The organism is Streptomyces sp. NPDC054834 (assembly GCF_053611185.1).
The window spans coordinates 96028-120312 of sequence record NZ_JBSGZV010000025.1 but is presented as its reverse complement, the minus strand read 5'-3'; the positions used below and the strand labels follow the sequence as shown (position 1 = coordinate 120312).

Here is a 24285-nt window from a genome sequence, read left to right as displayed (position 1 = left end):
AATGCGCTTGGTGAGCCATGATTCACTGCTTGCGACGGTCATCACAGGCGAGCAGTCCGAAGGGATCCCACCCGTGCCCCATGAAATCGACCAAGCATTTCTGGCACTCCCCCTACGCGCCCTGGCCGACGCCGCGCTCGCACGCGCGCGGGCGCTGGGGGCCGAGCACGCGGACTTCCGGTTCGAGCGGGTGCGCAGCGCGTCCTGGCGGCTCAGGGACGCCAAGCCCGCCGGCTCGTCGGACACCACCGACCTCGGGTACGCGGTCCGGGTCGTGCACGGCGGGACGTGGGGCTTCGCGTCCGGGGTGGACCTGAGCCTCGACTCCGCGGCCAAGGTCGCCTCGCAGGCCGTGGCGATGGCGAAGCTCTCCGCGCAGGTGATCAGTGCGGCCGGCTCGGAGGAGCGGGTGGAGCTGGCCGGCGAGCCGGTGCACGCCGACAAGACGTGGATCTCGTCGTACGAGATCGATCCGTTCACCGTGCCCGACGAGGCGAAGTCGGCGCTGCTGGCGGACTGGAGCGCGCGGCTGCTGGCGGCGGACGGGGTCGACCACGTCGACGCCTCGCTGCTCACCGTGCATGAGAACAAGTTCTACGCGGACACCGCGGGGACCGTGACGACGCAGCAGCGGGTGCGGCTGCATCCGCAGCTGACCGCCGTGTCGGTCGACGAGTCCAGCGGCGAGTTCGACTCGATGCGGACCATCGCGCCGCCCGTCGGGCGCGGCTGGGAGTACCTCACCGGCACCGGCTGGGACTGGGACACCGAGCTGGAGCGGATCCCGGAGCTGCTGGCCGAGAAGATGCGTGCGCCGAGCGTCGAGCCGGGGCTGTACGACCTGGTCGTGGACCCGTCCAACCTGTGGCTGACCATCCACGAGTCGATCGGGCACGCCACCGAGCTGGACCGGGCGCTCGGCTACGAGGCCGCCTACGCGGGCACCTCCTTCGCCACCTTCGACCAGGTCGGCAAGCTGAAGTACGGCTCGGAGCTGATGAACGTCACCGGCGACCGCACCGCCGAGCACGGACTGGCGACCATCGGGTACGACGATGAGGGCGTCGCGGGGCAGAGCTGGTCACTTGTGAAGGACGGCACGCTGGTCGGCTACCAGCTGGACCGGCGGATCGCGAAGCTGACCGGGTTCGAGCGGTCCAACGGGTGCGCGTACGCCGACTCCCCCGGGCACGTGCCGGTGCAGCGCATGGCCAATGTGTCGCTCCGGCCGGATCCGGCCGGGCTGTCCACGGAGGGCCTGATCGGGGGCGTCGACCGGGGCATCTACGTCGTCGGCGACCGGTCCTGGTCCATCGACATGCAGCGCTACAACTTCCAGTTCACCGGACAGCGCTTCTTCAAGATCGAGAACGGGCGGATCACCGGCCAGCTGCGGGACGTCGCCTACCAGGCGACGACCACCGACTTCTGGGGCTCCATGGCGGCCGTCGGCGGCCCGCAGACGTACGTCCTGGGCGGCGCCTTCAACTGCGGCAAGGCCCAGCCGGGACAGGTGGCAGCCGTGTCGCACGGCTGCCCCTCCGCCCTCTTCAAGGGCGTCAACATCCTCAACACCACGCAGGAGGCCGGTCGATGAGCGCCCGCACGGAAATCGGCTGGGGGTCCGGGGGTCGCCCCCCGGGAAGGCACAGTCTCAACACCACGCAGGAGGCCGGTCGATGAGCGCCCGTACCAACAAGCCGCACGAGGTCGTGGAGCGCGCTCTCGAGCTGTCCCGGGCCGACGGCTGCGTCGTGATCGCCGACGAGCACTCGACGGCCAACCTGCGCTGGGCGGGCAACGCGCTGACCACGAACGGCGTCACGCGCGGCCGTACGCTCACGGTGATCGCGACCGTGGACGGCCAGAAGGGCACCGCCTCCGGTGTGGTGTCGCGGTCCGCGGTGACCGCCGAGGAGCTGGAGCCCCTGGTCCGGGCCGCCGAGGCCGCCGCACGCGGCGCCGGGCCCGCGGAGGACGCGCAGCCCCTGGTCACGGACGTGCCGGAGTCCCCGGACTTCACGGACGCGCCCGTCGAGACCTCCTCCGCCGTGTTCGCGGACTTCGCCCCGGCGCTCGGCGAGGCGTTCGCACGCGCGCGTGCGGGCGGGCGGGAGCTGTACGGCTTCGCCAACCACGAGCTGGTGTCGACGTACCTGGGGACGTCCACGGGCCTGCGCCTCAGGCACGACCAGCCCAACGGCACCCTGGAGGTCAACGCCAAGTCCCCGGACCGTACCCGCTCGGCGTGGGCGGGGCGCTCCACGCGGGACTTCAAGGACGTCGATCCCGGGGCGCTGGACGCGGAGCTGGCCGTACGGCTGGGCTGGGCCGAGCGGCGGATCGAGCTGCCCGCGGGCCGCTATGAGACGCTGCTGCCGCCGACCGCGGTGGCCGACCTGCTGATCTACCAGCTGTGGTCGGCGTCCGGCCGGGACGCGGCCGAGGGGCGGACGGTGTTCTCCAGGCCGGGCGGCGGCACCCGCGTCGGCGACAAGCTGACCGAGCTGCCGCTGACGCTGCGCAGCGACCCGAACGAGCCGGGTCTGGAGTGCCCGCCGTTCGTGATCGCGCACTCCTCCGGGGACGATCAGTCGGTGTTCGACAACGGGCTGCCGGTCCGCGGCACCGAGTGGGTCGGCGAGGGCCGGCTCAAGCACCTGACGACCACCCGGCACAGCGCCGGCCTGACCGGGCTGCCGGTGGCCCCGGCGCTCGGCAACCTCATCCTGGACGGCGGCGAGGACCGCTCCCTGGAGGAGATGGTCGCCGCCACCGGGCGCGGCCTGCTGCTGACCTGCCTGTGGTACATCCGCGAGGTCGATCCGGCGACGCTGCTGCTGACCGGGCTGACCCGGGACGGCGTCTACCTCGTGGAGAACGGCGAGGTGACCGGCGAGGTGAACAACTTCCGGTTCAACGAGTCGCCGGTGGACCTGCTCGGGCGGGCCACGGAGGCCGGGCGCACGGAAAAGACGCTGCCGAGGGAATGGAGCGACTGGTTCACTAGGGCTGCGATGCCCGCGCTGCGGGTGCCCGACTTCAATATGAGCTCTGTCAGCCAGGGCGTATAACCTCGTACCTGATTACGCGCCCACTCAAGGAGATACGAGAACCGTGACGGACATCGTCGACGAGCTGAAGTGGCGGGGGCTGTTCGCCCTGTCCACCGACGAGGACGCTTTGCGCAAGGCGCTCGCGGACGGTCCCGTCACGTTCTATTGCGGTTTCGACCCGACCGCGCCGTCCCTGCATGTGGGGCACCTGGTGCAGGTGCTCACCGTGCGCCGGCTCCAGCAGGCCGGTCACCGGCCGCTGGCGCTGGTCGGCGGCGCCACGGGTCTGATCGGCGACCCGCGTCCGACGGCGGAGCGCACGCTGAACGACCCGGAGACGGTCGCCGGCTGGGTGGACAAGCTGCGCCGCCAGATCGAGCCGTTCCTCTCCTTCGAGGGGGAGAACGCGGCCGTCATGGTCAACAACCTCGACTGGACCGCGGGCCTGTCCGCGATCGAGTTCCTGAGGGACATCGGCAAGCACTTCCGCGTCAACAAGATGCTGACGAAGGACTCCGTGGCCCGCCGCCTGGAGTCCGACCAGGGCATCAGCTACACGGAGTTCAGCTACCAGATCCTCCAGGGCATGGACTTCCTCCAGCTGTTCCGGCGGTACGGCTGCACGCTCCAGCAGGGCGGCAGCGACCAGTGGGGCAATCTGACGGCCGGCCTGGACCTGATCCACAGGCTGGAGCCGCACGCCAATGTGCACGCGCTGGCGACGCCGCTGATGACCAAGGCGGACGGCACCAAGTTCGGCAAGACCGAGGGCGGCGCGGTCTGGCTCGACCCGGAGATGACGACGCCGTACGCGTTCTACCAGTTCTGGCTGAACGTGGACGACCGGGACATCTCGACGTACCTGCGGATCCTGTCCTTCAAGTCCCGCGAGGAGCTGGAGGAGCTGGAGAAGCAGACCGAGGAGCGTCCGCAGGCCCGGGCCGCGCAGCGCGCGCTGGCCGAGGAGCTGACGACGCTGGTGCACGGTGCCGACCAGACGGCCGCCGTGATCGCCGCGTCCAAGGCGCTCTTCGGCCAGGGCGAGCTGGCCGAGCTCGACGGCCGGACGCTGGCGGCGGCCCTGTCCGAGGTGCCGCATGTCCAGGTCACCGAGCTCGGCCCGGTGGTCGACCTGTTCGCCGAGGTCGGTCTGGTGGCCAGCAAGTCGGCCGCGCGGCGCACGGTCAAGGAGGGCGGTGCCTACGTGAACAACGTCAAGGTCACCGCGGAGGACGCCGTCCCGGCGAAGGAGGACCTGCTGCACGGGCGCTGGCTGGTGCTGCGGCGCGGGAAGAAGAACCTGGCGGCGGTCGAGGTCACCGGCGCCTGAGACTCGCCGGCGCCTGAGACTCACTCACCGTCGCCTGAGACTCACCGGAGGGCGGCTCCCCGCTGGGAGCCGCCCTCCGGCGTATCCGCGTCAGACCCGCTGCTCCCGCTTCCGGTTGCCCCACAGCGCCATGTACGCCATGTCACCGACGGCGACGATGATGATCGCGGCGACCAGCTGGAAGAGGTGCCGGGTCCAGTCGATGCCCGGGGTCGCCGCGACGCCGAACGCGCGGGCGATCGCGTTGCCCACGACGGCGCCGAGGATGCCGAAGATGGTGGTCAGCCAGAGCGGGCTGTGCTGCTTGCCCGGGATGACCGCCTTGGCGATCAGACCCAGCACGAATCCGACGATGATCGCCCACAACCAGCCCATGACTGCCTCCTCGTACGGCTCGACGTGAGCACTACGCCCAGTCTCGGCGTGTCCGCCGTACGACGCATGTCGTGTACGGCCGACGGGTGTACGGCCCTACGTGACCGGGCTGAGGGCGTTCGCCCAGGCAGGGGAGTGCCCCGGTCTCGAAGGCGGCGCAGCCGCGGCGTACCGTGGAACGCGGGGACAGGCCGATGCGGGCGGATGGTGGAATGTGATGCGGAAGCAACATGGCGGCGGCAACGTCCAGGTGTTCCGGATCACCGGAGCCCGGACGGGCCTGGCGGAGGACGTGCGCGGCCGGCAGCGTCGGTACGTCATCTCCATGGCGATCCGCACGGTCGCGGTGATCCTCGCCGCCACCCTCTGGAACGTCGAACGGCACGTGGCGATCGTGGCACTGGTGCTCGGGGCGACCCTGCCCTACATCGCCGTGGTGGTCGCCAACGCGGGCCGCGAGCGGGCGCCGGGGCTGCCGTCGACCTTCGTTACCACGCCGATGCAACCGATGATCGCTCCCCCGGCGGACGACACGCAGGCGGAACCCGTGCCGGAGGACGTGCCGGCGGAGCCCGCGGCGGGAGTGCAGGGTGAGCGGTCGAACCCCGTGTGACCATCGCTGATGGCCGGCGGGCGGACGTAGGCTCCGTGCCAAGCTCAAGAAAAGCTCAGATCAATCATGCTGTTCCAGTGCCAGGCGAAGGGTTACGCGTGACATACTTCGTACGCGCTCCGCATCCCCCGTCGGAGCGACGGACCGACGCCGGGCAGCTCCCCCCGTGGCTGCTCGGCGTCGCCTTTTGTCTGCCCTGTGTGAGAACGAAGCCGTGACTGACGAGACTCCCATCTGCTCCGCCAAGGGCTGCCGTGCCGATGCGGTGTGGGTGCTGGCGTGGAACAACCCGAAGATCCACACGCCGGACCGGCGCAAGACGTGGCTGGCGTGCGAGGAGCATCGTGAGCACCTGTCGCAGTTCCTCGGAGTACGCGGTTTCCTGAAGGACGTCGTCCTGCTCACGGAGTGGGAGTCGGCCGGGCAGTCCTGACCGATCAGGACTGCCCGACCACGCCGGACGGATCAGGCCGGACGGATCAGGCCTGGCGGATCAGCCGCCGATCGCCGACATCGGACGGTCGGGCTGGACGAACGACGGGTCGTCCAGGCCGGCGCCCGCCTTCTTGCCCCACATGGCCAGGCGCCAGATGCGGGCGATCTCCTCGTCGGGGGCCCCGGAGCGCAGGGCCGCGCGGAGGTCCGTCTCCTCGGTGGCGAAGAGGCAGGTGCGTATCTGGCCGTCGGCGGTGAGGCGGGTGCGGTCGCAGGCCGCGCAGAACGGGCGGGTGACGGAGGCGATGACGCCGACGCGGTGCGGGCCGCCGTCGACCAGCCAGCGTTCGGCCGGGGCCGAGCCGCGTTCCCCTTCACCCTCGGGGGTCAGCTCGAAGCGGGTGCGCAGCGAGGCGAGGATGTCGCCCGCGGTGACCATGCCCTCGCGCTTCCAGCCGTGCTGGGCGTCCAGGGGCATCTGCTCGATGAAGCGCAGCTCGTAGTCGTGCTCCACGGCCCAGGCCAGGAGGTCCGGGGCCTCGTCCTCGTTCAGGCCCGGCATGAGGACCGTGTTGACCTTCACCGGCGTCAGTTCGGCCTCGCGGGCGGCCTGGAGGCCCTCGATCACGTCCTTGTGGCGGTCGCGGCGGGTGAGCCTCTTGAACACGTCCGGGCGGAGGGTGTCGAGGGAGACGTTGACCCGGTCGAGGCCGGCCGCCTTCAGGGCGGTCGCGGTGCGCTTGAGGCCGATGCCGTTGGTGGTGAGGGACGTCTGGGGGCGGGGCTCCAGGGCCGCGACGCGCTCGACGATGCCGACGAGGCCGGGGCGCAGCAGGGGTTCACCGCCGGTGAAGCGGACCTCGGTGACGCCGAGGGAGGTGACCGCGATGTCGATCAGACGGACGATCTCGTCGTCCGTGAGCAGGTCGGGCTTGGCCAGCCACTGCAGGCCCTCCTCGGGCATGCAGTACGTACAGCGCAGATTGCAGCGGTCGGTCAGCGAGACCCTCAGGTCGGTGGCCACCCGGCCGAATGTGTCGATGAGCACGTGGCCCCCTCCCCCTGTCGTGGATCGCGGCGATCGTCACTCGTCTGCCGTCACTTGCGAGCCTACGCGACACCACTGACAGCGACACAAAACCGATCCCACCACATGGGACGCGGCCGCGTCGTAGGACCCTACGGTCCCCACGACGCGGCCGCTCGTACGAAGCTCAGTGCGCCCCGGTTCCGGTCAGGGACCGCACCTCCAGCTCCGCGTACTTGCCGGCGTCGGGCGTCTCCTTGGACAGCAGGGTGCCGACGACGCCCAGCAGGAAGCCGACCGGGATCGAGATGATGCCCGGGTTCTCCAGCGGGAACCAGTGGAAGTCGACGTCGGGGAACATCGACGTCTCCTTGCCGGAGACCACCGGGGAGAACAGCACCAGGCCGACCGCGGTGACCAGGCCGCCGTAGATCGACCACAGGGCGCCGGAGGTGGTGAACCGCTTCCAGAACAGGCTGTAGAGGATGGTCGGCAGGTTGGCGGAGGCGGCGACCGCGAAGGCCAGGGCGACCAGGCCGGCCACGTTCAGGTCGCGGGCGAGGGCACCCAGCAGGATCGAGACGGCGCCGATGCCGACCGTGGCGTACCGGGCCGCGTTGATCTCCTGTTTCTCGGTGGCCCCGCCCTTCTTGATGACGTTGGCGTAGATGTCGTGGGCGAAGGAGGAGGACGAGGCCAGGGTCAGGCCCGCGACGACCGCGAGGATCGTGGCGAAGGCGACCGCGGAGATGGTGGCGAGCATGATGGCGCCCCAGTCGGAGTCCACTCCGCCGAGGTGGAGGGCCAGCAGGGGTGCCGCCGTGTTGCCCGCCTTGTTGGAGGCGATGATCTCGTCCGGTTTGATCAGCGCGGCGGCGCCGAAGCCGAGGGCGAGGGTCATCAGGTAGAAGGCGCCGATCAGACCGATCGCCCAGATGACCGACTTACGGGCGGCCTTGGCGGTGGGAACGGTGTAGAAGCGGATCAGGATGTGCGGCAGACCCGCCGTGCCGAGGACGAGGGCGATGCCCAGGGAGATGAAGTCCAGCTTGGTGGTGCCCGTGGCGCCGTACTTCAGGCCGGGCTCGAGGAACGCGGAGCCCTTGCCGCTGTTGTCGGCGGCCTTGCCCAGCAGATCGGAGATGTTGAAGTGGAACTTCAGCAGGACCAGGAAGGTCAGCAGCAGGGCGCCCGCGATCAGCAGCACGGCCTTGACCATCTGGACCCAGGTGGTGCCCTTCATGCCGCCGATGGTGACGTAGACGATCATCAGGACGCCGACCAGCGCCACGATTCCGATCTTGCCGCCGTCGCTGGTGATGCCGAGCAGCAGCGAGACCAGGACGCCGGCGCCGGCCATCTGGGCCAGCAGGTAGAAGATCGACACGACGATCGTGGAGGTACCGGCCGCCGTGCGGACGGGGCGCTGGCGCATGCGGTACGCCAGCACGTCGCCCATGGTGTAGCGGCCGGAGTTGCGCAGCGGCTCGGCGACCAGGAGCAGGGCGACCAGCCAGGCGACCAGGAAGCCGATGGAGTACAGGAAGCCGTCGTAGCCGAAGAGGGCGATGGCGCCCGCGATGCCGAGGAAGGACGCGGCGGACATGTAGTCGCCGGAGACGGCGAGGCCGTTCTGGAAGCCGGTGAACTGCCGTCCGCCGGCGTAGAAGTCGGCGGCGTCCTTGGTCTGCCGGCCGGCCCAGACGGTGATGACGAGGGTCGCGGCGACGAAGACCGCGAACAGGGTGACGATCAGCGTCCGGTGCTCACTCGCCTCGCCGGCCGCCAGCACGCTCTGCTGTGCGATGCTCATGCGCCGTCCTCCATCCGGGACTTGATGGCCTCCGCCTTGGGGTCGAGGTGAGCGGCGGCGCGCCGCGCGTACCACCAGGCGATCAGGAACGTGGTGAGGAACTGGGCGAGGCCCAGCACGAGGGCGACGTTGACGTTGCCGGCCACCTTGGTGCCCATGAAGTCGCCCGCGTAGTTGGAGAGCAGGACGTACAGCAGGTACCAGGCGATGAAGGCGACGGTCAGCGGGAAGGCGAAGGAGCGGTAGGAGCGGCGCAGTTCACCGAACTCCGCGCTCTCCTGCACCGCGGCGAACTCCTCGGTGGAGGGGAGTCGGGGCTGGGTCTTCGAGGGGGGCGGTGTCTCGGTAGCCACGGAGTCTCCTCGTGTTGCGGACGGTTTGCGGCGGGGGCTCGATCCTGCTCAAGCTCCCCGTCGAAGGTCCACGGCGCCACGCGAGGTCCGGTTCAAGTCCTATGAGTTCTTTCGGAAGTCGTCTGCCGTGGTCATTGCTGGCCAGTGAGACACCGGGATAGCTTCGCCCTGCACAACTAGTCATGTACCTGCCCGAGGAGCACCTGTGTCTCGGGCCGGTTTCGTTTTCGGATGACCCCGGATGATGTGGAGATCCCATGTCTCATCTGCGCTCCAGACGCCGGCTCGCCCTCGCCGTGCCCGTCGTGCTGTCGCTGACCGCGTCGCTCGGCTTCCTCCCGTCGGCGGCGTCGGCGGCCCCGACGACGGCTGAGGCGACACGCGCGGCGGACGGCCCGAACCTCGCGTACCTCGTCAACACGAGGACCGACCGCCACACCATCGCGTCGGTGCAGAAGGCCATCGAGGCGGCCGGCGGTTCCGTCGTGGTGACGTACGACAGGATCGGCGTGATCGTCGTCCACTCCGCGAACCCGGACTTCGGCAAGCAGATCCGCGCGGTGCGCGGAGTGCAGTCGGCGGGTGCCTCGCGGACCGCGCCGCTCAGCGCCGCGGGGACGACGGACGAGGGGGCGGTGCAGGTCCTGTCGAAGGCCCAGGCGGCGAAGCTCGCGAAGAGCGCGGCAGCGGGCGAGGAGCCCCTGGAGGCCGACCAGTGGGACCTGCGGGCGATCGGCGCCGACAAGGCCGCGCGGATCGACCCGGGCAGCAGGCGGGTGACCGTCGGTGTCATCGACACCGGCGTCGACGACACCCATCCGGACATCGCCCCGAACTTCTCCGCCTCCCAGTCCGCGAACTGTGTGAGCGGCAAGGCGGACACGACGTACGGCGCCTGGCGGCCGGTGGACGCCGACCACTACCACGGCACGCATGTCGCGGGTGAGATAGCCGCGGCCCGCAACGGCATAGGCGTGGCGGGGGTGGCCCCGGGTGTGAAGGTCGCGAGCATCACCGTGGCCCAGCCGGACGCGAACTCGCTGTTCTTCCCCGAAAGCGTGGTCTGCGCCTTCGTGTTCGCCGCCGATCACGGCATCGAGGTCACGAACAACAGCTACTACGTTGATCCGTGGCAGTACAACTGCATGGACGACCCCGATCAACGTGCCATCGTCGACGCGGTCAACAGGGCCCAGCTGTACGCCCAGCGCAAGGGCACGCTCAATGTGGCCGCCGCGGGCAACTCCAACGACGACCTCGACTCGGACGCCCTGGCCGACGCTTCCAGCCCCGACGACTCGACGCCCACGACCCGGACGGTCGACCCGCACGAGTGCTTCGACGTGCCGACCCAGCTGCCCGGCGTGGTCACGGTGAGCGCGACCGGCGTCAAGGGCGCCAAGTCGTACTACTCCAGCTACGGCAAGGGAGTCGTCGACGTGGCGGGCCCCGGCGGCGACAAGTTCCAGATCCCGGACACGCCGTCCAAGAACGGCCGCATCCTGTCGACCCTGCCGAACGACCAGTACGGCTTCCTCCAGGGCACTTCGATGGCCTCCCCGCACGTGGCCGCCGTGGCCGCGCTGCTGAAGTCCGCCCACCCGCACGCCACCCCGGCGCAGCTTCAGGCGCTGCTCAAGGCCGAGGCGGACAACCCCGGCTGCCCGAGCGACCCGTACGACGGGGACGGCGACGGTGTCGTGGACGCGACCTGCGTGGGCGGCGAGCGAGTCAACGGCTTCTACGGGTTCGGCATCGTCAACGCGCTGCGCGCGGTCAAGTAACCCCGGCATCGACGAATTCCGACCAACTGGAGAGACAAGACCTATGACAGCGTCCCACCGGCACCACCGTCGCGCCCTCGCCCTTCCGCTCGGCACGGCGATGGCGACGGCCCTCGCCTTCCTGCCGAACGCCACCGCGACGGCGGCCCCGGCCGCACCGGTCGCCGCCGCCGAGGCGGACGCGACCGCGCTCAGCTACGTCGTCAACGTCCGCCCCGGGCACGCCGCTTCCGCGCGCGTGGAGAAGGCCATCGGCGAGGCCGGCGGCTCCGTCGTGATCGCCTACGACCGGATAGGCGTGATCGTCGTCCACTCGTCGAACCCCGGCTTCGCCACGGCCGTACGCAAGGTGCGCGACGTCGACTCCGCCGGCGCCACCCGCACCGCGCCGCTGCCCGCCCAGTCGACCACCGACGTCGGGACGCCGAAGGTGCTGAGCGACGAGCAGGTCGCGGGCGCGCGGGCGGCCGACGGACAGGACCCGCTGGAACCCCTCCAGTGGGACCTGCCCGCCATCAAGGCGGACAAGGCGCACGAGAAGACCCTCGGCAGCCGGAAGGTCACCGTCGCCGTCGTCGACACCGGTGTCGACGACACCCACCCCGACATCGCGCCCAACTTCGACCGTGCCGCCTCCGCCAACTGCGTCTCGGGCAAGCCGGACACCACCGACGGGGCCTGGCGGCCCAGCGCGAGCGAGAGCCCGCACGGCACGCACGTGGCCGGTGAGATCGCGGGCGCGAAGAACGGCGTCGGCATCACGGGCGTGGCGCCGGGGGTGCGGGTCGCGGGCATCAAGGTCGGCAACCCGAACGGCTACTTCTACACCGAAGCCGTGGTCTGCGGCTTCGTGTGGGCGGCCGAGCACGGCGTGGACGTGACCAACAACAGCTATTACACCGACCCGTGGTACTTCAACTGCACCACCGACCCGGACCAGAAGGCGCTGGTGGACGCCATCACCCGGGCCTCCCGGTATGCCGAGCGCAAGGGCGCGGTCAACGTCGCCGCGGCGGGCAACGAGAGCTACGACCTGGCGTCCGACTCGATCACCGACCCGGTCTCGCCGAACGACTCCACCCCGTCGGACCGGGTGATCGACCCGCACGAGTGCTACGACATCCCCACCCAGCTGCCGGGTGTCGTGACGGTCGCGGCGACCGGCGCCAAGGGCATCAAGTCGTCCTTCTCCAACTACGGCCTGGGCGTGATCGACATTGCCGCCCCCGGCGGCGACTCCACGGCCTACCAGAAGCCGGAACCCCCGGCCACCAGCGGCCTCATCCTCGGCCCGCTGCCCGGCGGCAAGTGGGGCTACATGGCCGGCACGTCGATGGCGACCCCGCACGTCGCCGGTGTCGCCGCATTGATCAAGTCAACCCACCCGCACGCCTCCGCGGCCCTGGTGAAGGCCCTCCTGTACGCGGAGGCCGACGCCACACCGTGCACCGACCCGTACGACATCAACGGTGATGGCAAGATCGACGCGGTGTGCGAGGGACCGAAGAACCACAACGGCTTCTACGGCTTCGGCACGGCGGACGCGCTGGCGGCCGTGACGAAGTGAGGCGGCCTCCGCCATGTATTGATTGAGTCAATACTGCATAGTGCAGTCATGACTGGAATCAACTTCGTCTGGTCCGCCCTGGGCGGCGACCCCGCCCTCGTGACGCGGGCCGGCACCGTGATCAGGGAAGGCGCTCTCCAGGCGCGCCTTCCGGTACGGGAGCTGGCCCGCTCCTGCGTGGGGGCCTGTGCGCTGGCCGCCGCCGAGCTGGGGGCGCGGCGGGGCGGACTCGCCGAGGTGCCGGCGGTACGGGTCGATGACGGGGCGGTGGCGGCCGCCTTCCACAGCGAGCGGCTGCTGAGGGTCGACGGGCGGCCGCCGGTCGCCTTCGCGCCGCTGTCGCGGTTCTGGCGTACGGCCGACGGATGGGTGCGCACGCACGCCAACTATCCCCACCACCGGACGCGGCTGCTGGGTGCGCTGGGGCTGTCGGAGGACGCGTCCGTGGAGGCCGTGGCCGACCGGCTCGCCCAGCGGCCCGCGCGCGAGGTCGAGGAGACGGTGTACGAGGCGGGGGGCCTCGCGGTCGCGCTCCGTACGCCGGAGGAGTGGGCCGTGCACGAGCAGGCCGCCGCGGTGGCCGCACGGCCGCTCGTCGAGCGCGGACGACTGGGCTCGGCACGCGCGCGCGTGCTGCCGCCTCCGCGGAACTCCTCTCCCCTGCTGCCCGCCGCCGGCCTGCGCGTCCTGGACCTGACCCGGGTCCTCGCGGGCCCGGTCGCCACCCGCACGCTCGCCCTGCTGGGCGCGGAGGTGCTGCGCGTGGACCCGCCGCACCTGCCGGAACTGCCCGACCAGCACGCCGACACGGGCTTCGGGAAGCGGTCGGCGACGCTGGACCTGGCCACGGACCGGCAGGCCTTCGAGGAACTGCTGGCCGCGGCGGACGTGGTGGTCACCGGGTACCGGCCGGGCGCGCTGGACCGGTTCGGCCTCTCCCCCGAGGCGCTGGCCGAGCGGCGGCCCGGACTGACCGTGGCGCAGGTGTCGGCCTGGGGCGCGTACGGGCCGTGGGACGGGCGGCGCGGCTTCGACAGCCTCGTGCAGGTCGCCACCGGCATCGCGGCCGTCGAGGGCTCGGCCGGCCGGCCCGGTGCGCTGCCCGCGCAGGCGCTGGACCACGGCACCGGCTATCTGCTGGCCGCTGCCGTACTGCGGGCGCTGACCGAGCAGTCGTACGACGGCGGTGGCCGCTTCGTCCGGCTGGCGCTCGCCCGGACCGCGCACTGGCTGACGGACGAGGCGGCGCCGGGCGCGGGCGGTGACCTGCCGTACGACGGGCCGGACGCCTGGCTCGCCGTGACGGACACCCGGCTGGGGCGGCTGCGGTACGCGCGCCCGCCCGTGTCCTTCGCGGGCGGCCCGGCCGACTGGGCGCGGCCTCCGGTGCCCTGGGGGACGGACGCGGCCCGCTGGACCTGAGGCCGCCGGTCAGCCGTTGGTGACCAGCACCTTGAGGGCGATGCGCTCGTCCATCGCCTTGTAGCCGCCGGGGACGCCCTCGATGCCGACCGTCATGTCGAAGACGGGCGACGGGTCGATCGTGCCGTCCAGGACGTCGGGCAGCAGGTCGGGGATGTAGGCGCGGACCGGTGCGACACCGCCGCGCAGCGCGAGGTTCCGGTCGAACATGACGCCGAGGTCGAGGCCGGTGCCGCTGCCATGGGGCACGCCCACGAAGCCGATGGCGCCGCCGTCGCGGGCGATGTTGACGGCGGTCCGCATCGACTGCTCGGTACCGACCGCCTCGACGACGGCGTGCGCGCCCTGCCCGCGGGTGAGCTCGCGGACGGCCTCGACGGCCGCGTCCCCGCGCTCGGCGACGACGTCGGTGGCGCCGAAACGGCGCGCGATGTCCGTACGGACCTGGTGCCGGCCGAGGGCGATGATCCGCTCCGCGCCGAGCCGCTTGGCGGCCAGCACGGCGCACAGGCCGACCGCGCCGTCCCCGACGACGGCGACCGTGGCACCCGGACGGGCGCCCGCACCGAGGGCCGCGTGGTGGCCGGTGCCCATGACGTCGGACAGGGTCAGCAGCGCGGACAGCAGGTGCTCGTCGGAGGCCGCCTCCTTGGGCAGCTGGACCAGGGTGCCATCGGCGAAGGGCACGCGGACGGCCTCGCCCTGGCCGCCGTCGTAACCGACCGAGCCCCAGAAGCCGCCGTGCCGGCAGGAGGTGGTCAGGCCCTCGCGGCAGTAGTCGCAGACGCCGTCCGACCACATGAACGGCGCGACCACCAGGTCCCCGCGCCGTACGGTGCTCACGTCGGAGCCGGTCCCCTCCACGACGCCGAGGAACTCGTGCCCGATCCGCTGTCCCGCCTGCCTGGCCGCCTCGCCGCGGTACGCCCACAGGTCGCTGCCGCAGATGCAGGCGCGCAGCACCCGTACGACGGCGTCGGTGGACAGCTGCACCACGGGCTCGGGCACGTCCTCCACGCGCATGTCGTACGGGGCGTGGATGGTGGTGGCGCGCATGGCGAGGGTCCTTCTTCCTGCGAAAGCGAGGGGGGGCGGGCGCACCTCACGGTACGCCGTCGCCGCTGTGCGCCCTCACACCCCCGCCGCGCCCAGCAGCGTCCCCGCCACGTACGTCACCCCCATGGCCAGCGCCCCGCCCGCCACGTTCCGCAGCACCGCCCGGGCCGGAGCCGCGGCGCCCAGGCGGGCGCTGCTGAAGCCGGTGAGGACGAGGGCGGCGAGCACGGACACCACGGTCACCGGCAGCCGCAGGCCGGCCGGCGGGAGCACGATCGCCAGCAGCGGCAACAGGGCGCCCACGGTGAAGGCCAGGAAGCTCGCCCAGGCCGCGTGCCACGGGTTGGCCAGTTCCTCCGGGTCGATGCCCAGCTCCACGCGCGCGTGGGCCCTCAGCGCGTCCCGCGCGGTGAGCTGCTCCGCCGCCTCCCGCGCCACCCCCCGGGACAGCCCGCGCTCCTGGAGGAGCTCGGTCAGCTCCTCCAGTTCGGCCGCGGGCTGCTCCCTCAACTCCCGTTTCTCCACCGCCAGGGCGGCCATCTCCGAGTCCCGCTGGGTCGACACCGACACGTACTCGCCCGCCGCCATCGACATCGACCCGGCCAGCAGCCCGGCCAGGCCCGCGGTGAGCAGGGCGGCGCGGGAGTCCGTGGCACCGGCCACGCCGACGACGAGGCCGGCGGTGGACACGATGCCGTCGTTCGCGCCGAGGACGGCCGCGCGCAACCAGTTCAGGCGGGAGCCCAGCGCGCCGCCGTGCGCCTCGTCATGGGTCGGTTCCGTCACACCAGGAGGATTCCACCCCGGCCGTCACCAGACCCGTACCGACGCCCCCCGCGCGAACACGGGGCTCGTCGCGTCCGCGGGAGGTTCGAGGAGCGGCTCGGCGAGCTCCGCGACCGTCGGGCCGACCTTCGCCGCGATCGGGTCCAGGAAGTCGAGGTCGAAGCCGTACACGCGGGCGGCGTTGCCGCCGAGCATGGCCGTGAGCTCGTCCCGGGGCACGCCCGCGTAGGCGAAGCGCAGGGCCTCCCGAGAGTAGGGATGGGTCCCCTCGTCGTGGGGGTAGTCGCTGCCCCACATGATCTTGTCGATGCCGATGCGGTCGCGCAGCGGCACCTCGTGCGGGCGCATGAAGCTGGCGCCGACGAAGCAGTTGTCGCGCCAGACCCGTGAAGGGGCCCCGCCCATGCCGGCGGCCAGACCCGCGCCGAACTTGGCCTCCGCCGTGGCCGCCTTCGTCGCGGCGGCGACCAGGCGGCCGTGGTAGTAGTCCAGCATGTCGAGCACTCCGGGGATCCAGCCCGAGCCCTGCTCGGTCAGGACCAGCTTCAGGTCCGGATGACGGCGGAAGGCGCCGCCGAAGACGAGGTGCCACAGCGCGCGGTGGGAGAACCAGGTCGTCTCGACCATGAAGACCGCGCGGGCGGCCGGTTCGTCGCCGAGCGGCGGCGAGGCCGAGCCCGCGTGGTGGTTGACGGGCACGCCGAGTTCCGCGCAGACGGCCCAGATCGGGTCGTACGCCGACGAGTACAGCTCGGGCAGCCCCGAGCCCGGCGGTGTGCCCGGCAGCAGCACCCCGCCCTTCAGGCCCGCGCCGGCCGCCCACCGGATCTCCTGCACGGCCTCCTCGACGTCGTTCAGGAGGATCTGGCAGACGCCCGCGCGGCGGCCCGGCGCGGCCGCGCAGAAGTCCGCCAGCCAGCGGTTGTGGGCGCGCAGACCCGCCCACCGGCGGTCGAACTCCTCCGCGGTCGGCGTGGGCGCGCTCAGGGAGCCGGACGGGAAGAACGGCGGAATGGTGTTCGGGAAGACCACCTCCGCGACGATCCCGTCCGCCTCCAGTTCGGCCAGGCGGAGTTCGGAGTCCCAGTTCCGGTCGGCGGAGTCGGCGAGCAGGTCCTCGTACGGGTTGACGTACGTGGCCGCCCAGGCGTCGAAGTCGTCGTGGTACCGCCGCTCCAGGTACGGCTTGTAGTCGAGGAGGTCGGCGCCCGCGTGGCAGTCGGCGGAGATGACCGTGCAGCGGTCCTCGTCCGGGGAGTTCACGGGGTCACCCCCAGGTCCGGGAAGTCGTGGCCGGTCAGCCAGTGGCGGCCCACCTCGCGCGAGCGCGCCCAGGACGCCTCGACGGCCGCCTGGTCGTCCGGCTGGCCGAGGTCGGCGGGCGTGGGGCCGATACGCCGGGCAAGCGGGGTCAGTCTCGCCACGTCGAAGCCGAAGACCTCGGCCGCCGCGAGGCCCAGCATGCGGCGGGTCTCGGTCACCGGGATGTCGTGGAAGGTGCGGCGCAGCCACGCGCGCGTGTCGGGCCAGGTGCCCTCGGGGTGCGGGAAGTCGCTGCCCCACAGGATGTTGTCCACGCCGATCTCGTAACGCTGGGCCAGTTCGCGGCGCTTGGTGTTGGTGGCGCAGACGAACACCTGCCGGTCGAGGTACTCGTGCGGGGGACGCCCCAGCTCCTGGAAGGGGGAGAGCTTCTTGCCGCCGTGCGCGCCCAGGTAGAGGCGGTCCATGAACCACAGCAGGTTCGGCAGCCACCAGCAGCCCGACTCCGCCACCCCGAACCTCAGCCCGGGATGGCGTTCGAAGACCCCGGACCAGAGGAGGAACCACAGCGGCCGGGCGGGCCACCAGGTGACCTCGGAGACGTAGATCCCGAGGTGGTCGCCGTACTCGTGCCGCGGAGCCGCTCCGGAGTGCGTCAGCAGCGGCATCCCGCACTCGGCGGCCGCCGCCCATACGGGGTCGTAACGGCGGTCGTGGTACGGCTCCTTGTCGACCCACATGGACGGGATCATCAGGGCGTCGAGACCGGACTCCTTGGCGCGGTGGACCTCGGCGACCACCCGCTCGGCCGGGGCCGTGACGGGCAGCAGGGCCACCCCGCAGTGCCGTTCGGGGTGCTCGGAGACGAAGTCGGCCAGCCAGCGGTTGTGCGCCCGCGCGCCCGCCATGCCCAGTTCGGGGTCCTGGTCGCCGGACAGGCCTAGGCCCACGCCGAAGGGAGCGGCCGTACGGCTGTCCACGGCGTCGGCGTCCGGGAAGACCACCTCGGCGGCCACCCCGTCGCCGTCGAGCTCCTTCAGTCGCTGGGCGGTGTCCCAGCCGCCGCGCAGGCCTTCCTCGTTGTCCTGGAACCACTTGTCCGCGAAGGCCTCGTTGCGGATGCCGAGCCGCGTCATCTCCTCGCGGCGCCGGTCGCGGCCGGCGAGGAACTCGTCGAAGTCCCGGTGGAACCGGGCCTCCAGGTAGGGCCGGTACTCCTCGGTGGGCAGCCCGGCGTGGCAGTCGGAGGAGATGATCAGGTAGGGCTCGTGATCGGTCATCGTGTCCTGGTCGGTCACGCCGGCCTCCTAGTCCAGGATGCTGCATCTCCCGGGGGGACAACCCCCCGGCCTCCGGCCGACCACGGTCTCGCCGTCGGCCGAGGAGCGCGGCAGCGATTCAGTCGAGGATGAATGGTTCGAGGTACGCCGGGTTCGTGCGGTCGAGCATCGACGTGGCCCGAGCCCGGATCTGCGCGTCACTGTGCTCGCTCGGCGGCAGCAGCCAGAAGCGGTCGGCGCGGATGCCGTCCACGACGAGGCCGGCGACCTCCTCGACGGGCGTGAAGCGGACATCCTTGCCCGCCGCGCGCATCGCCGCCTCCCACTGGTCGAGGCTGCGGTACGGGGTCCTCCGCGGCCTCTCTTTCGCGTACCGCTCGGGTCGGTTGCGGTGCGACTCCCACAGGCCGGTGCGCAGCATGTGCGGGCCGGGGAAGAGCACCGATGCGCCCACGCGCGCGTGTTCCGCCTTCAGGTGGGCGTACAGGGACTCGGTCAGCGTGACGACGGCCGCCTTGGTGACGGCGTACACGGAGGCGGTGGGCAGCGGGGCGATGCCGCCGTCGCCGGAGGACGTGTTGACGACATGACCGGGTTGACCCGACTTGATCATCCGGGGCACGAATGCCTGGACGCCGTGGAAGACGCCCCACACATTGACGGAGAACGCCCACTTCCAGTCGTTCGGGTCGTGCTCCCACATGCGGCCCTCGGCGCCCGAGCCGACCCCGGCGTTGTTGCACAGGACGTGCACGGCGCCGTACGTCTCGTACACCGACTCGGCCAGCTCCAGGAGCTGTTCGCGGACTCCGACGTCGACCACGCGGGCGTGCACGTCCGCGCCGTCCGCGCGCAGGTCGTCGGCGGCCTTGTCCAGGGCGGCCGCCTCGACGTCGGCGAGGACCACCTTCAGGCCCTCGGCCGCGAACCGCCGGGCCATGGCGAGGCCGATGCCGCTGGCGGCGCCGGTGACGACGGCGACCTGTCCCTCCCTCAGCTCCATCAGAGGCTCCCCTCGGGAGTCTCGGGCGGCGCGTCCAGGACCTGGCGCGGATCGTCGTACCGCTGGTGGACGTACGGCAACAGCGCCTGCGGATCGACCCGTTCGGCGACCCGGCCGCGCTGGTCGCTGGTCTTCCGGCCGAGGGTGATCTCGACGAGACGCAGGACCGGCAGGTCGGCGACGGGGTCGTACACGGACTCGCGCAGCACCACGTCCCCGGTGACCGCCTCCAGCCCACTCACCTTCTCGTGGCGCACGCAGTGCACCAGCAGCGGGTCGCCGTCGAAGCCGGAACCGTCCACCGCGGGAAGGAACTTGAAGTAGAAGTCGGTCTTCCGCGACGGCCCGGGCAGGGGCAGGTCACCGCTCACCGCGCCGCACACCTCGACGAAGGCGATGCCGTGCCGGGCCAGCGACGCGCGCACCACCGGGCCGTCGCGCTCGACGGTCACCTCGCCGAGCTTCTTGGGCTCTCCGAAGACCTCCCGGCCGCCGGTGAGGGCGCGCTCGTGGGTCATCGGCATCACCAGCGGATACCAGCCCTCGGTTTCGCCGTGCGCGGCGGCGACCGCGAACGAGCCCGCGCCGAGCGGATATCCGGGCAGGTCGACCTTGCTGATGCTGACCCGGACCAGGGGGCGCCCGGTCGGTTTGAGCGGGGGCGGCAGCACCACCGCCACCGCGTCCGGATCGGTCTCCCAGAGGGCCACCACGCCGGTGGACCAGATGTCGGGGAGCTTCGCGCTCGCGGTGCGCGCGGCCGTGACCTCCGCCTCGGTCCGTGCGCCGTACCGTACGCGTGCCATACGCCGTACCGCCCTTCCATGGGCCGTCAACCGTCGGGCGGCAGCACGGTCGCACCGTGTGGTGAAGGTGTCCATAGCCACGCGCAGGGAATGGACATGTGCGGTGACGGACCCGAACCTCCGGGAGAGGACTGTCAGTCGCGGCCCGTATCCTCAGTGACCATGCTCGAAGACCGAACGACCGCAGCGTCCTCCCCCACCCGGTGGCCGGCCGCGTATCCCCAGGGATACGCGGTCGTTGACGTGGAGACCACGGGCCTGGCCCGGGACGACCGGATAATCTCCGCGGCCGTCTACCGGCTGGACGCGCGCGGTGAGGTCGAGGACCACTGGTACACGCTGGTCAATCCGGAGCGGGACCCGGGCCCGGTGTGGATCCACGGTCTGACGAGCGAGGTACTCGAGGGCGCGCCGCTGTTCGCGGACATCGCCGAGGAGTTCACCGCCCGGCTCGCGGGCCGGGTGCTGGTCGCGCACAACGCCGTCTTCGACTGGCAGATGATCGCCCGGGAGTACGCGCGCGCGGAGCGCGAGGCCCCGGTGCGGCAGCGGCTGTGCACGATCGCGCTCTCGAAGGAACTTGGTCTGCCGCTGCCCAACCACAAGCTGGAGTCGCTGGCGGCCCACTTCGGCGTCGTGCAGCGGCACGCGCACCACGCGCTGGACGACGCGCGCGTGCTCGCGGAGGCGTTCCGGCCCAGTCTGCGGGCCGCGGCGGAGGGCGGGGTGCGGTTGCCGCTGCTGGAGTGCCGGCCGCTGACGGAGTGGCAGGACCGGCCCGCGCCCCGGATCGGCCGCCAGGCCGGCGGCGGGGGCTACGGCGGATACCGGCCCGGCACCTGGCGTCCGGCACGCAAGCGGCCCGCGTGCCCCTATCCCAACCCGGGCCGGTACGAAGAGGGCAAACGCCTCAAGCAGGGCATGCGGATCGCGTTCTCCGGGGACACCTCGGTCGAGCGTGAGCTGCTGGAGGACCGGGCGACCGAGGCGGGGCTGCATGTCGCGACCAGCCTGTCCCGGCTGACCAGCCTCCTGGTGACCAACGATCCGGACTCGGGCACCTCGAAGGCGGTCAAGGCGCGGCAGTACGGGACGCCGGTGGTGGACGAGGCGGCGTTCGGGCAGCTCCTCGCGGATGTGGAGCCCGCGTCGGGCGAATGACGGTACGGACGAACGACAGCACGGAGGAACGACCGCACAGAGGAATGACCATGCGGACGGACGACCGTATGGAGGAACGACCGTACGGATGGGTGATTGCCGTGCGACTCGCCCGGCGGCCGCTCGCCCGGGCGGCGGCGACGGCTCACTCTGTGGCGCATGGCGAGATGTGAAGTTTGCGGCAATGACTACGGCATGACCTTCGAGGTGCACGCCCAGGGCGCGGTGCACGTCTTCGACTGCTTCTCCTGCGCGATCCACCGCATGGCCCCTATCTGCGAACACTGCCGGGTGCAGATCATCGGCCAGGGCGTCGAGGTCGAGGGCCACTGGTACTGCGGCGCCCACTGCGCGCGCTCCGAGGGCAAGGTGGGCGTCGTGGACAAGCTGTGAGCCGGTACCCGCCCGATTGCGCCCCACGACCGAGTTGTACCGTCGTGGGGTGCACCGCTACCGCTTTCTGCTGACCCGCCAGTGGGTGATCCTCACCCTGGTGGCCCTGCTGCTGATCCCCACCATGATCTGGCTGGGCATCTGGCAGAAGCACCGGTACGAGATGCGCAGCGCCCGCAACCAGCTGGTCGCCGAGGCACTGGCGGCCAAGCCGGTGCCCGTGGAGCGGCTGAGCTCCCCGGGACACGCCGTCACCCGCACCGAGAAGTACCGCAGGGTCACCGCGACCGGCACCTTCGACACCGCGCGGGAAGTGGTCGTCCGGCGCCGTGTCAACGCCGACGACGAGGTCGGTTTCCACGTCCTGACGCCGTTCGTGCTGACGGACGGCAAGGTGCTGCTGGTCAACCGCGGCTGGATCCCGGCGAACGGCACGCAGACCGCCTTCCCCAAGATCCCCGCGCCGCCCGGCGGCCGGACCACCGTCACCGGGCGGCTGATGGCCGACGAGACGACGGCGGCCAGCGGCATCAAGGAGATCAAGGGGCTGCCGGACCGGCAGATCATGCTGATCAACAGCGCGGAGCAGGCCCGGCGGCTGAACGCCCAGGTGCTCGGCGGCTACATCCAGCAGACCGCTCCGGAGCCCAAGGGCGACACCCCCGAGCTGCTCTCCGACCCCGGCAGTGAAGACGCCCCGCTGAACTACGCGTACATGATCCAGTGGTGGCTGTTCGCCGCGGGCGTCCCGTACGGCTGGTTCGTCCTGGTCCGCCGCGAGGACCGGTCCCGGGCCGAGGCGGCCGCACAACCGAGCGAGGAGCCCGCGACCGCCGCGGTGTGAACACCGTGAGCGGCGCGTCAGGGGTGGGACCCACCGCCACGCGCGGGCACCTTCCCGGACCAGCCGGCTGATTGTGGCCGCGGCACACCGGGAATCCGGAAACCCGTGCATCCGCGCATCGAGGACTACGCCCTCATCGGCGACGAGCAGACCGCGGCCCTGGTCGGCAGGGACGGCTCCATCGACTGGCTGTGCCTGCCCCGCTTCGACTCCGCCGCCTGCTTCGCGCGGCTCCTGGGCGACGAGGAGCACGGTCACTGGAGGATCGCCCCCAAGGGGGCCGGCCCCTGCACCCGCCGCGCCTACCGCCACGACACCCTCGTCCTCGACACCGAGTGGGACACCCCTCAGGGATCGGTCCGGGTCACGGACCTGATGCCGCAGCGCGACCGCGCACCCGACGTCGTACGCGTCGTCGAGGGTCTCTCCGGCCGGGTCACCGTGCGCAGCACCCTGCGCCTGCGCTTCGACTACGGCTCGATCGTGCCGTGGATGCGCCGGTCCGGGGGCCACCGGGTCGCCGTCGCGGGGCCCGACTCCGTGTGGCTGCGCAGCGAACCGGCGGTGCGCACCTGGGGCGAGGACTTCGGCACCTACTCGGAGTTCACCCTGGCGGCGGGCGAGCGGGTCGCGTTCGTACTCACCTGGCATCCCTCGCACCAGCCGCGCCCCCCGCTCGTCGACCCGTTCGTCTCCCTGCGGCACAGCGTCGCGGACTGGCGGCGCTGGGCGTCCCGCTGCCGCTACCAGGGGCCGCACCGGGACGCGGTGGTCCGCTCCCTGATCACCCTCAAGGCCCTCACCTACGCGCCGACCGGCGGCATCGTCGCCGCGGCCACCACCTCACTCCCCGAGGAACTGGGTGGCGTACGCAACTGGGACTACCGCTACTGCTGGCTGCGCGACTCCACCCTCACCCTCGGCGCCCTGCTGGCCGCGGGCTACCGCAAGGAGGCGGAGGCCTGGCGCGACTGGCTGGTGCGCGCGGTCGCGGGCGACCCGGCGGATCTCCAGATCATGTACGGCCTCGCGGGCGAGCGCCGGCTGCCCGAGTTCGAGCTGCCCTGGCTGCCCGGATTCGCGGGTTCGGCGCCCGTACGGATCGGCAACGACGCCGTGCGGCAGCTACAGCTCGACGTGTACGGAGAGGTCATGGACTCGCTGTCGCTGGCCCGGCGCGCGGGCATGCCTCCCAAGCCGCACATGTGGTCGCTCCAGGGCGCACTGCTGGAGTTCCTGCGCTCGGCGTGGCGGCAGCCGGACGAGGGCCTGTGGGAGGTGCGCGGCGGACGGCGGCAGTTCGTGCACTCCAAGGTGATGGTGTGGGTGGCCGCCGACCGTGCCGTGCGCACGCTGGAGGACAACCCCGAGCTGCCCGGCGACCTCGACGGCTGGCGCGCGCTGCGCGACGAGGTGCACCGGGAGGTGTGCGAGAAGGGCTACGACCCCGAGCGGAGGACCTTCACGCAGTATTACGGCTCGCGTGAACTCGACGCGGCCGTGCTGCTCATCCCGCGCGTCGGCTTCCTGCCGCCCGACGACCCGCGGGTGATCGGCACGATCGACGCCATCCGCGCCGGACTCGGGCAGGGCGGCTTCGTGCGCCGGTACGACACCGACTGCGACACCGACCACGACGCCGACGAGACGTCCGTCGACGGGATGCCCGGCGGGGAGGGCGTCTTCCTGGCGTGCTCCTTCTGGCTCGCGGACGCCCTGCATCTGACGGGCCGGACGAAGGAGGCCCGGGAGCTGTTCGAACGGCTCGTGGGCATCACCAACGACGTGGGGCTGCTGTCCGAGGAGTACGACCCGGTGGCCGGCTGCCAGCTGGGCAACTTCCCGCAGGCGTTCAGCCATATCGGCCTGGTGAACACCGCCCTCGCCCTGTTCGGGAGCGACGAGGCAGGATAGGGGC

General features: G+C 71.6%; 22 protein-coding genes. 12 read left to right on the top strand and 10 right to left on the bottom strand.

Annotated elements, in window-relative coordinates; translation table 11 throughout:
• Window positions 1-73 precede the first annotated feature (73 nt).
• The 3 genes from ACWGJM_RS29425 (at window position 74) to tyrS (ending at window position 4386) form a co-directional block, all read left to right on the top strand.
• Entirely contained in the window at window positions 74-1597 is a 1524-nt protein-coding gene (locus ACWGJM_RS29425) for a TldD/PmbA family protein (protein WP_453414749.1), read from the top strand.
• 82 nt (window positions 1598-1679) lie between these two features.
• Window positions 1680-3074: a metallopeptidase TldD-related protein gene (locus tag ACWGJM_RS29420; RefSeq protein ID WP_453414748.1), complete on the top strand. Its 1395-nt coding sequence runs from the start codon at window positions 1680-1682 to the stop codon at window positions 3072-3074.
• A 43-nt stretch (window positions 3075-3117) separates the two neighbouring features.
• Window positions 3118-4386 (top strand): tyrosine--tRNA ligase, encoded by a 1269-nt coding sequence (gene tyrS / locus ACWGJM_RS29415; protein ID WP_453414747.1) that lies wholly within the window; start codon window positions 3118-3120, stop codon window positions 4384-4386.
• A 90-nt stretch (window positions 4387-4476) separates the two neighbouring features.
• Here tyrS and ACWGJM_RS29410 read toward each other — a convergent pair whose 3' ends face one another.
• A complete protein-coding gene (locus tag ACWGJM_RS29410; protein WP_453414746.1) occupies window positions 4477-4761 on the bottom strand; it encodes a GlsB/YeaQ/YmgE family stress response membrane protein in 285 nt (94 codons plus the stop codon).
• A gap of 217 nt (window positions 4762-4978) precedes the next feature.
• Here ACWGJM_RS29410 and ACWGJM_RS29405 point away from each other — a divergent pair, with 217 nt between their 5' ends.
• The gene (locus ACWGJM_RS29405; protein ID WP_453414745.1) at window positions 4979-5374 is read left to right on the top strand and encodes a DUF3099 domain-containing protein; all 396 of its coding nucleotides are present in this window, start codon (window positions 4979-4981) and stop codon (window positions 5372-5374) included.
• Window positions 5375-5588: 214 nt separating this feature from the next.
• Complete coding sequence (locus ACWGJM_RS29400) at window positions 5589-5807, top strand: hypothetical protein (protein ID WP_453414744.1); 219 nt, start codon at window positions 5589-5591, stop codon at window positions 5805-5807.
• 60 nt (window positions 5808-5867) lie between these two features.
• On the opposite strand, the gene moaA is transcribed toward ACWGJM_RS29400, so the two are convergent.
• The 3 genes from moaA to ACWGJM_RS29385 all read right to left on the bottom strand — a co-directional run bounded on the left by moaA (window position 5868) and on the right by ACWGJM_RS29385 (window position 9002).
• Window positions 5868-6857, bottom strand: a complete 990-nt coding sequence (moaA, locus tag ACWGJM_RS29395; RefSeq protein WP_453414743.1) for a GTP 3',8-cyclase MoaA — start codon at window positions 6855-6857, stop codon at window positions 5868-5870.
• A 166-nt stretch (window positions 6858-7023) separates the two neighbouring features.
• Window positions 7024-8649, bottom strand: coding sequence for a solute symporter family protein (locus ACWGJM_RS29390; protein WP_453414742.1), 1626 nt, complete (start codon window positions 8647-8649; stop codon window positions 7024-7026).
• Complete coding sequence (locus ACWGJM_RS29385) at window positions 8646-9002, bottom strand: DUF485 domain-containing protein (protein ID WP_453414741.1); 357 nt, start codon at window positions 9000-9002, stop codon at window positions 8646-8648. Before ACWGJM_RS29385 ends, ACWGJM_RS29390 begins: the two co-directional genes overlap by 4 nt.
• Before the next feature lie 257 nt (window positions 9003-9259).
• Between ACWGJM_RS29385 and ACWGJM_RS29380 the strand changes: the two genes are divergently transcribed.
• Genes ACWGJM_RS29380 through ACWGJM_RS29370 form a run of 3 tightly spaced genes read left to right on the top strand, consistent with a single transcriptional unit; the run spans window position 9260 to window position 13775 of the window.
• Window positions 9260-10786, top strand: a complete 1527-nt coding sequence (locus tag ACWGJM_RS29380) for a S8 family peptidase (RefSeq protein ID WP_453414740.1) — start codon at window positions 9260-9262, stop codon at window positions 10784-10786.
• A gap of 43 nt (window positions 10787-10829) precedes the next feature.
• Window positions 10830-12353 carry a S8 family peptidase gene (locus ACWGJM_RS29375; protein WP_453414739.1) on the top strand — a complete coding sequence of 508 codons (1524 nt, stop codon included), beginning with the start codon at window positions 10830-10832 and terminating at the stop codon, window positions 12351-12353.
• 48 nt (window positions 12354-12401) lie between these two features.
• Window positions 12402-13775: a CoA transferase gene (locus tag ACWGJM_RS29370; protein WP_453414738.1), complete on the top strand. Its 1374-nt coding sequence runs from the start codon at window positions 12402-12404 to the stop codon at window positions 13773-13775.
• A gap of 9 nt (window positions 13776-13784) precedes the next feature.
• Here the strand turns inward: ACWGJM_RS29370 and ACWGJM_RS29365 are convergent, their stop codons facing one another.
• From ACWGJM_RS29365 to ACWGJM_RS29340, 6 genes are all read right to left on the bottom strand, one after another.
• Entirely contained in the window at window positions 13785-14831 is a 1047-nt protein-coding gene (locus ACWGJM_RS29365; protein WP_453414737.1) for a zinc-dependent alcohol dehydrogenase family protein, read from the bottom strand.
• 75 nt (window positions 14832-14906) lie between these two features.
• Window positions 14907-15617 (bottom strand): VIT1/CCC1 transporter family protein, encoded by a 711-nt coding sequence (locus ACWGJM_RS29360; RefSeq protein ID WP_453414736.1) that lies wholly within the window; start codon window positions 15615-15617, stop codon window positions 14907-14909.
• Window positions 15618-15641: 24 nt separating this feature from the next.
• Complete coding sequence (locus ACWGJM_RS29355) at window positions 15642-16880, bottom strand: amidohydrolase family protein (RefSeq protein WP_453414735.1); 1239 nt, start codon at window positions 16878-16880, stop codon at window positions 15642-15644.
• Window positions 16877-18160: an amidohydrolase family protein gene (locus tag ACWGJM_RS29350; protein ID WP_453414781.1), complete on the bottom strand. Its 1284-nt coding sequence runs from the start codon at window positions 18158-18160 to the stop codon at window positions 16877-16879. The genes ACWGJM_RS29355 and ACWGJM_RS29350 overlap by 4 nt, the downstream gene beginning before the upstream one ends.
• 118 nt (window positions 18161-18278) lie before the next feature.
• Entirely contained in the window at window positions 18279-19163 is an 885-nt protein-coding gene (locus tag ACWGJM_RS29345) for an SDR family NAD(P)-dependent oxidoreductase (RefSeq protein ID WP_453414734.1), read from the bottom strand.
• Window positions 19163-19969 (bottom strand): acetoacetate decarboxylase family protein, encoded by an 807-nt coding sequence (locus ACWGJM_RS29340; RefSeq protein WP_453414733.1) that lies wholly within the window; start codon window positions 19967-19969, stop codon window positions 19163-19165. Before ACWGJM_RS29340 ends, ACWGJM_RS29345 begins: the two co-directional genes overlap by 1 nt.
• Window positions 19970-20131: 162 nt before the next feature.
• On the opposite strand from ACWGJM_RS29340, the gene ACWGJM_RS29335 reads away from it, so the two are divergent.
• The 4 genes from ACWGJM_RS29335 to ACWGJM_RS29320 all read left to right on the top strand — a co-directional run bounded on the left by ACWGJM_RS29335 (window position 20132) and on the right by ACWGJM_RS29320 (window position 24281).
• Window positions 20132-21130, top strand: a complete 999-nt coding sequence (locus ACWGJM_RS29335) for a DEDDh family exonuclease (protein WP_453414732.1) — start codon at window positions 20132-20134, stop codon at window positions 21128-21130.
• A 159-nt stretch (window positions 21131-21289) separates the two neighbouring features.
• On the top strand, window positions 21290-21523 hold the full coding sequence (locus tag ACWGJM_RS29330; RefSeq protein WP_453414731.1) for a hypothetical protein: 234 nt from the start codon (window positions 21290-21292) through the stop codon (window positions 21521-21523).
• A 49-nt stretch (window positions 21524-21572) separates the two neighbouring features.
• A complete protein-coding gene (locus tag ACWGJM_RS29325) occupies window positions 21573-22367 on the top strand; it encodes an SURF1 family cytochrome oxidase biogenesis protein (RefSeq protein WP_453414730.1) in 795 nt (264 codons plus the stop codon).
• 105 nt (window positions 22368-22472) lie between these two features.
• Window positions 22473-24281, top strand: a complete 1809-nt coding sequence (locus tag ACWGJM_RS29320) for a glycoside hydrolase family 15 protein (protein WP_453414729.1) — start codon at window positions 22473-22475, stop codon at window positions 24279-24281.
• Window positions 24282-24285: the final 4 nt, after the last annotated feature.

What these genes read in the sequence shown, in the direction of transcription:
- ACWGJM_RS29340 (WP_453414733.1), bottom strand. Translation starts at nt 19,969, where the DNA reads ATGGCACGCGTACGGTACGGCGCACGGACCGAGGCGGAGGTCACGGCC.
- ACWGJM_RS29335 (WP_453414732.1), top strand. Translation starts at nt 20,132, where the DNA reads ATGCTCGAAGACCGAACGACCGCAGCGTCCTCCCCCACCCGGTGGCCG.
- ACWGJM_RS29375 (WP_453414739.1), top strand. Translation starts at nt 10,830, where the DNA reads ATGACAGCGTCCCACCGGCACCACCGTCGCGCCCTCGCCCTTCCGCTC.
- ACWGJM_RS29350 (WP_453414781.1), bottom strand. Translation starts at nt 18,160, where the DNA reads ATGACCGATCACGAGCCCTACCTGATCATCTCCTCCGACTGCCACGCC.
- ACWGJM_RS29420 (WP_453414748.1), top strand. Translation starts at nt 1,680, where the DNA reads ATGAGCGCCCGTACCAACAAGCCGCACGAGGTCGTGGAGCGCGCTCTC.
- ACWGJM_RS29405 (WP_453414745.1), top strand. Translation starts at nt 4,979, where the DNA reads ATGCGGAAGCAACATGGCGGCGGCAACGTCCAGGTGTTCCGGATCACC.
- ACWGJM_RS29410 (WP_453414746.1), bottom strand. Translation starts at nt 4,761, where the DNA reads ATGGGCTGGTTGTGGGCGATCATCGTCGGATTCGTGCTGGGTCTGATC.
- ACWGJM_RS29345 (WP_453414734.1), bottom strand. Translation starts at nt 19,163, where the DNA reads ATGGAGCTGAGGGAGGGACAGGTCGCCGTCGTCACCGGCGCCGCCAGC.
- ACWGJM_RS29330 (WP_453414731.1), top strand. Translation starts at nt 21,290, where the DNA reads ATGGCGAGATGTGAAGTTTGCGGCAATGACTACGGCATGACCTTCGAG.
- ACWGJM_RS29390 (WP_453414742.1), bottom strand. Translation starts at nt 8,649, where the DNA reads ATGAGCATCGCACAGCAGAGCGTGCTGGCGGCCGGCGAGGCGAGTGAG.
- ACWGJM_RS29365 (WP_453414737.1), bottom strand. Translation starts at nt 14,831, where the DNA reads ATGCGCGCCACCACCATCCACGCCCCGTACGACATGCGCGTGGAGGAC.
- ACWGJM_RS29380 (WP_453414740.1), top strand. Translation starts at nt 9,260, where the DNA reads ATGTCTCATCTGCGCTCCAGACGCCGGCTCGCCCTCGCCGTGCCCGTC.
- ACWGJM_RS29370 (WP_453414738.1), top strand. Translation starts at nt 12,402, where the DNA reads ATGACTGGAATCAACTTCGTCTGGTCCGCCCTGGGCGGCGACCCCGCC.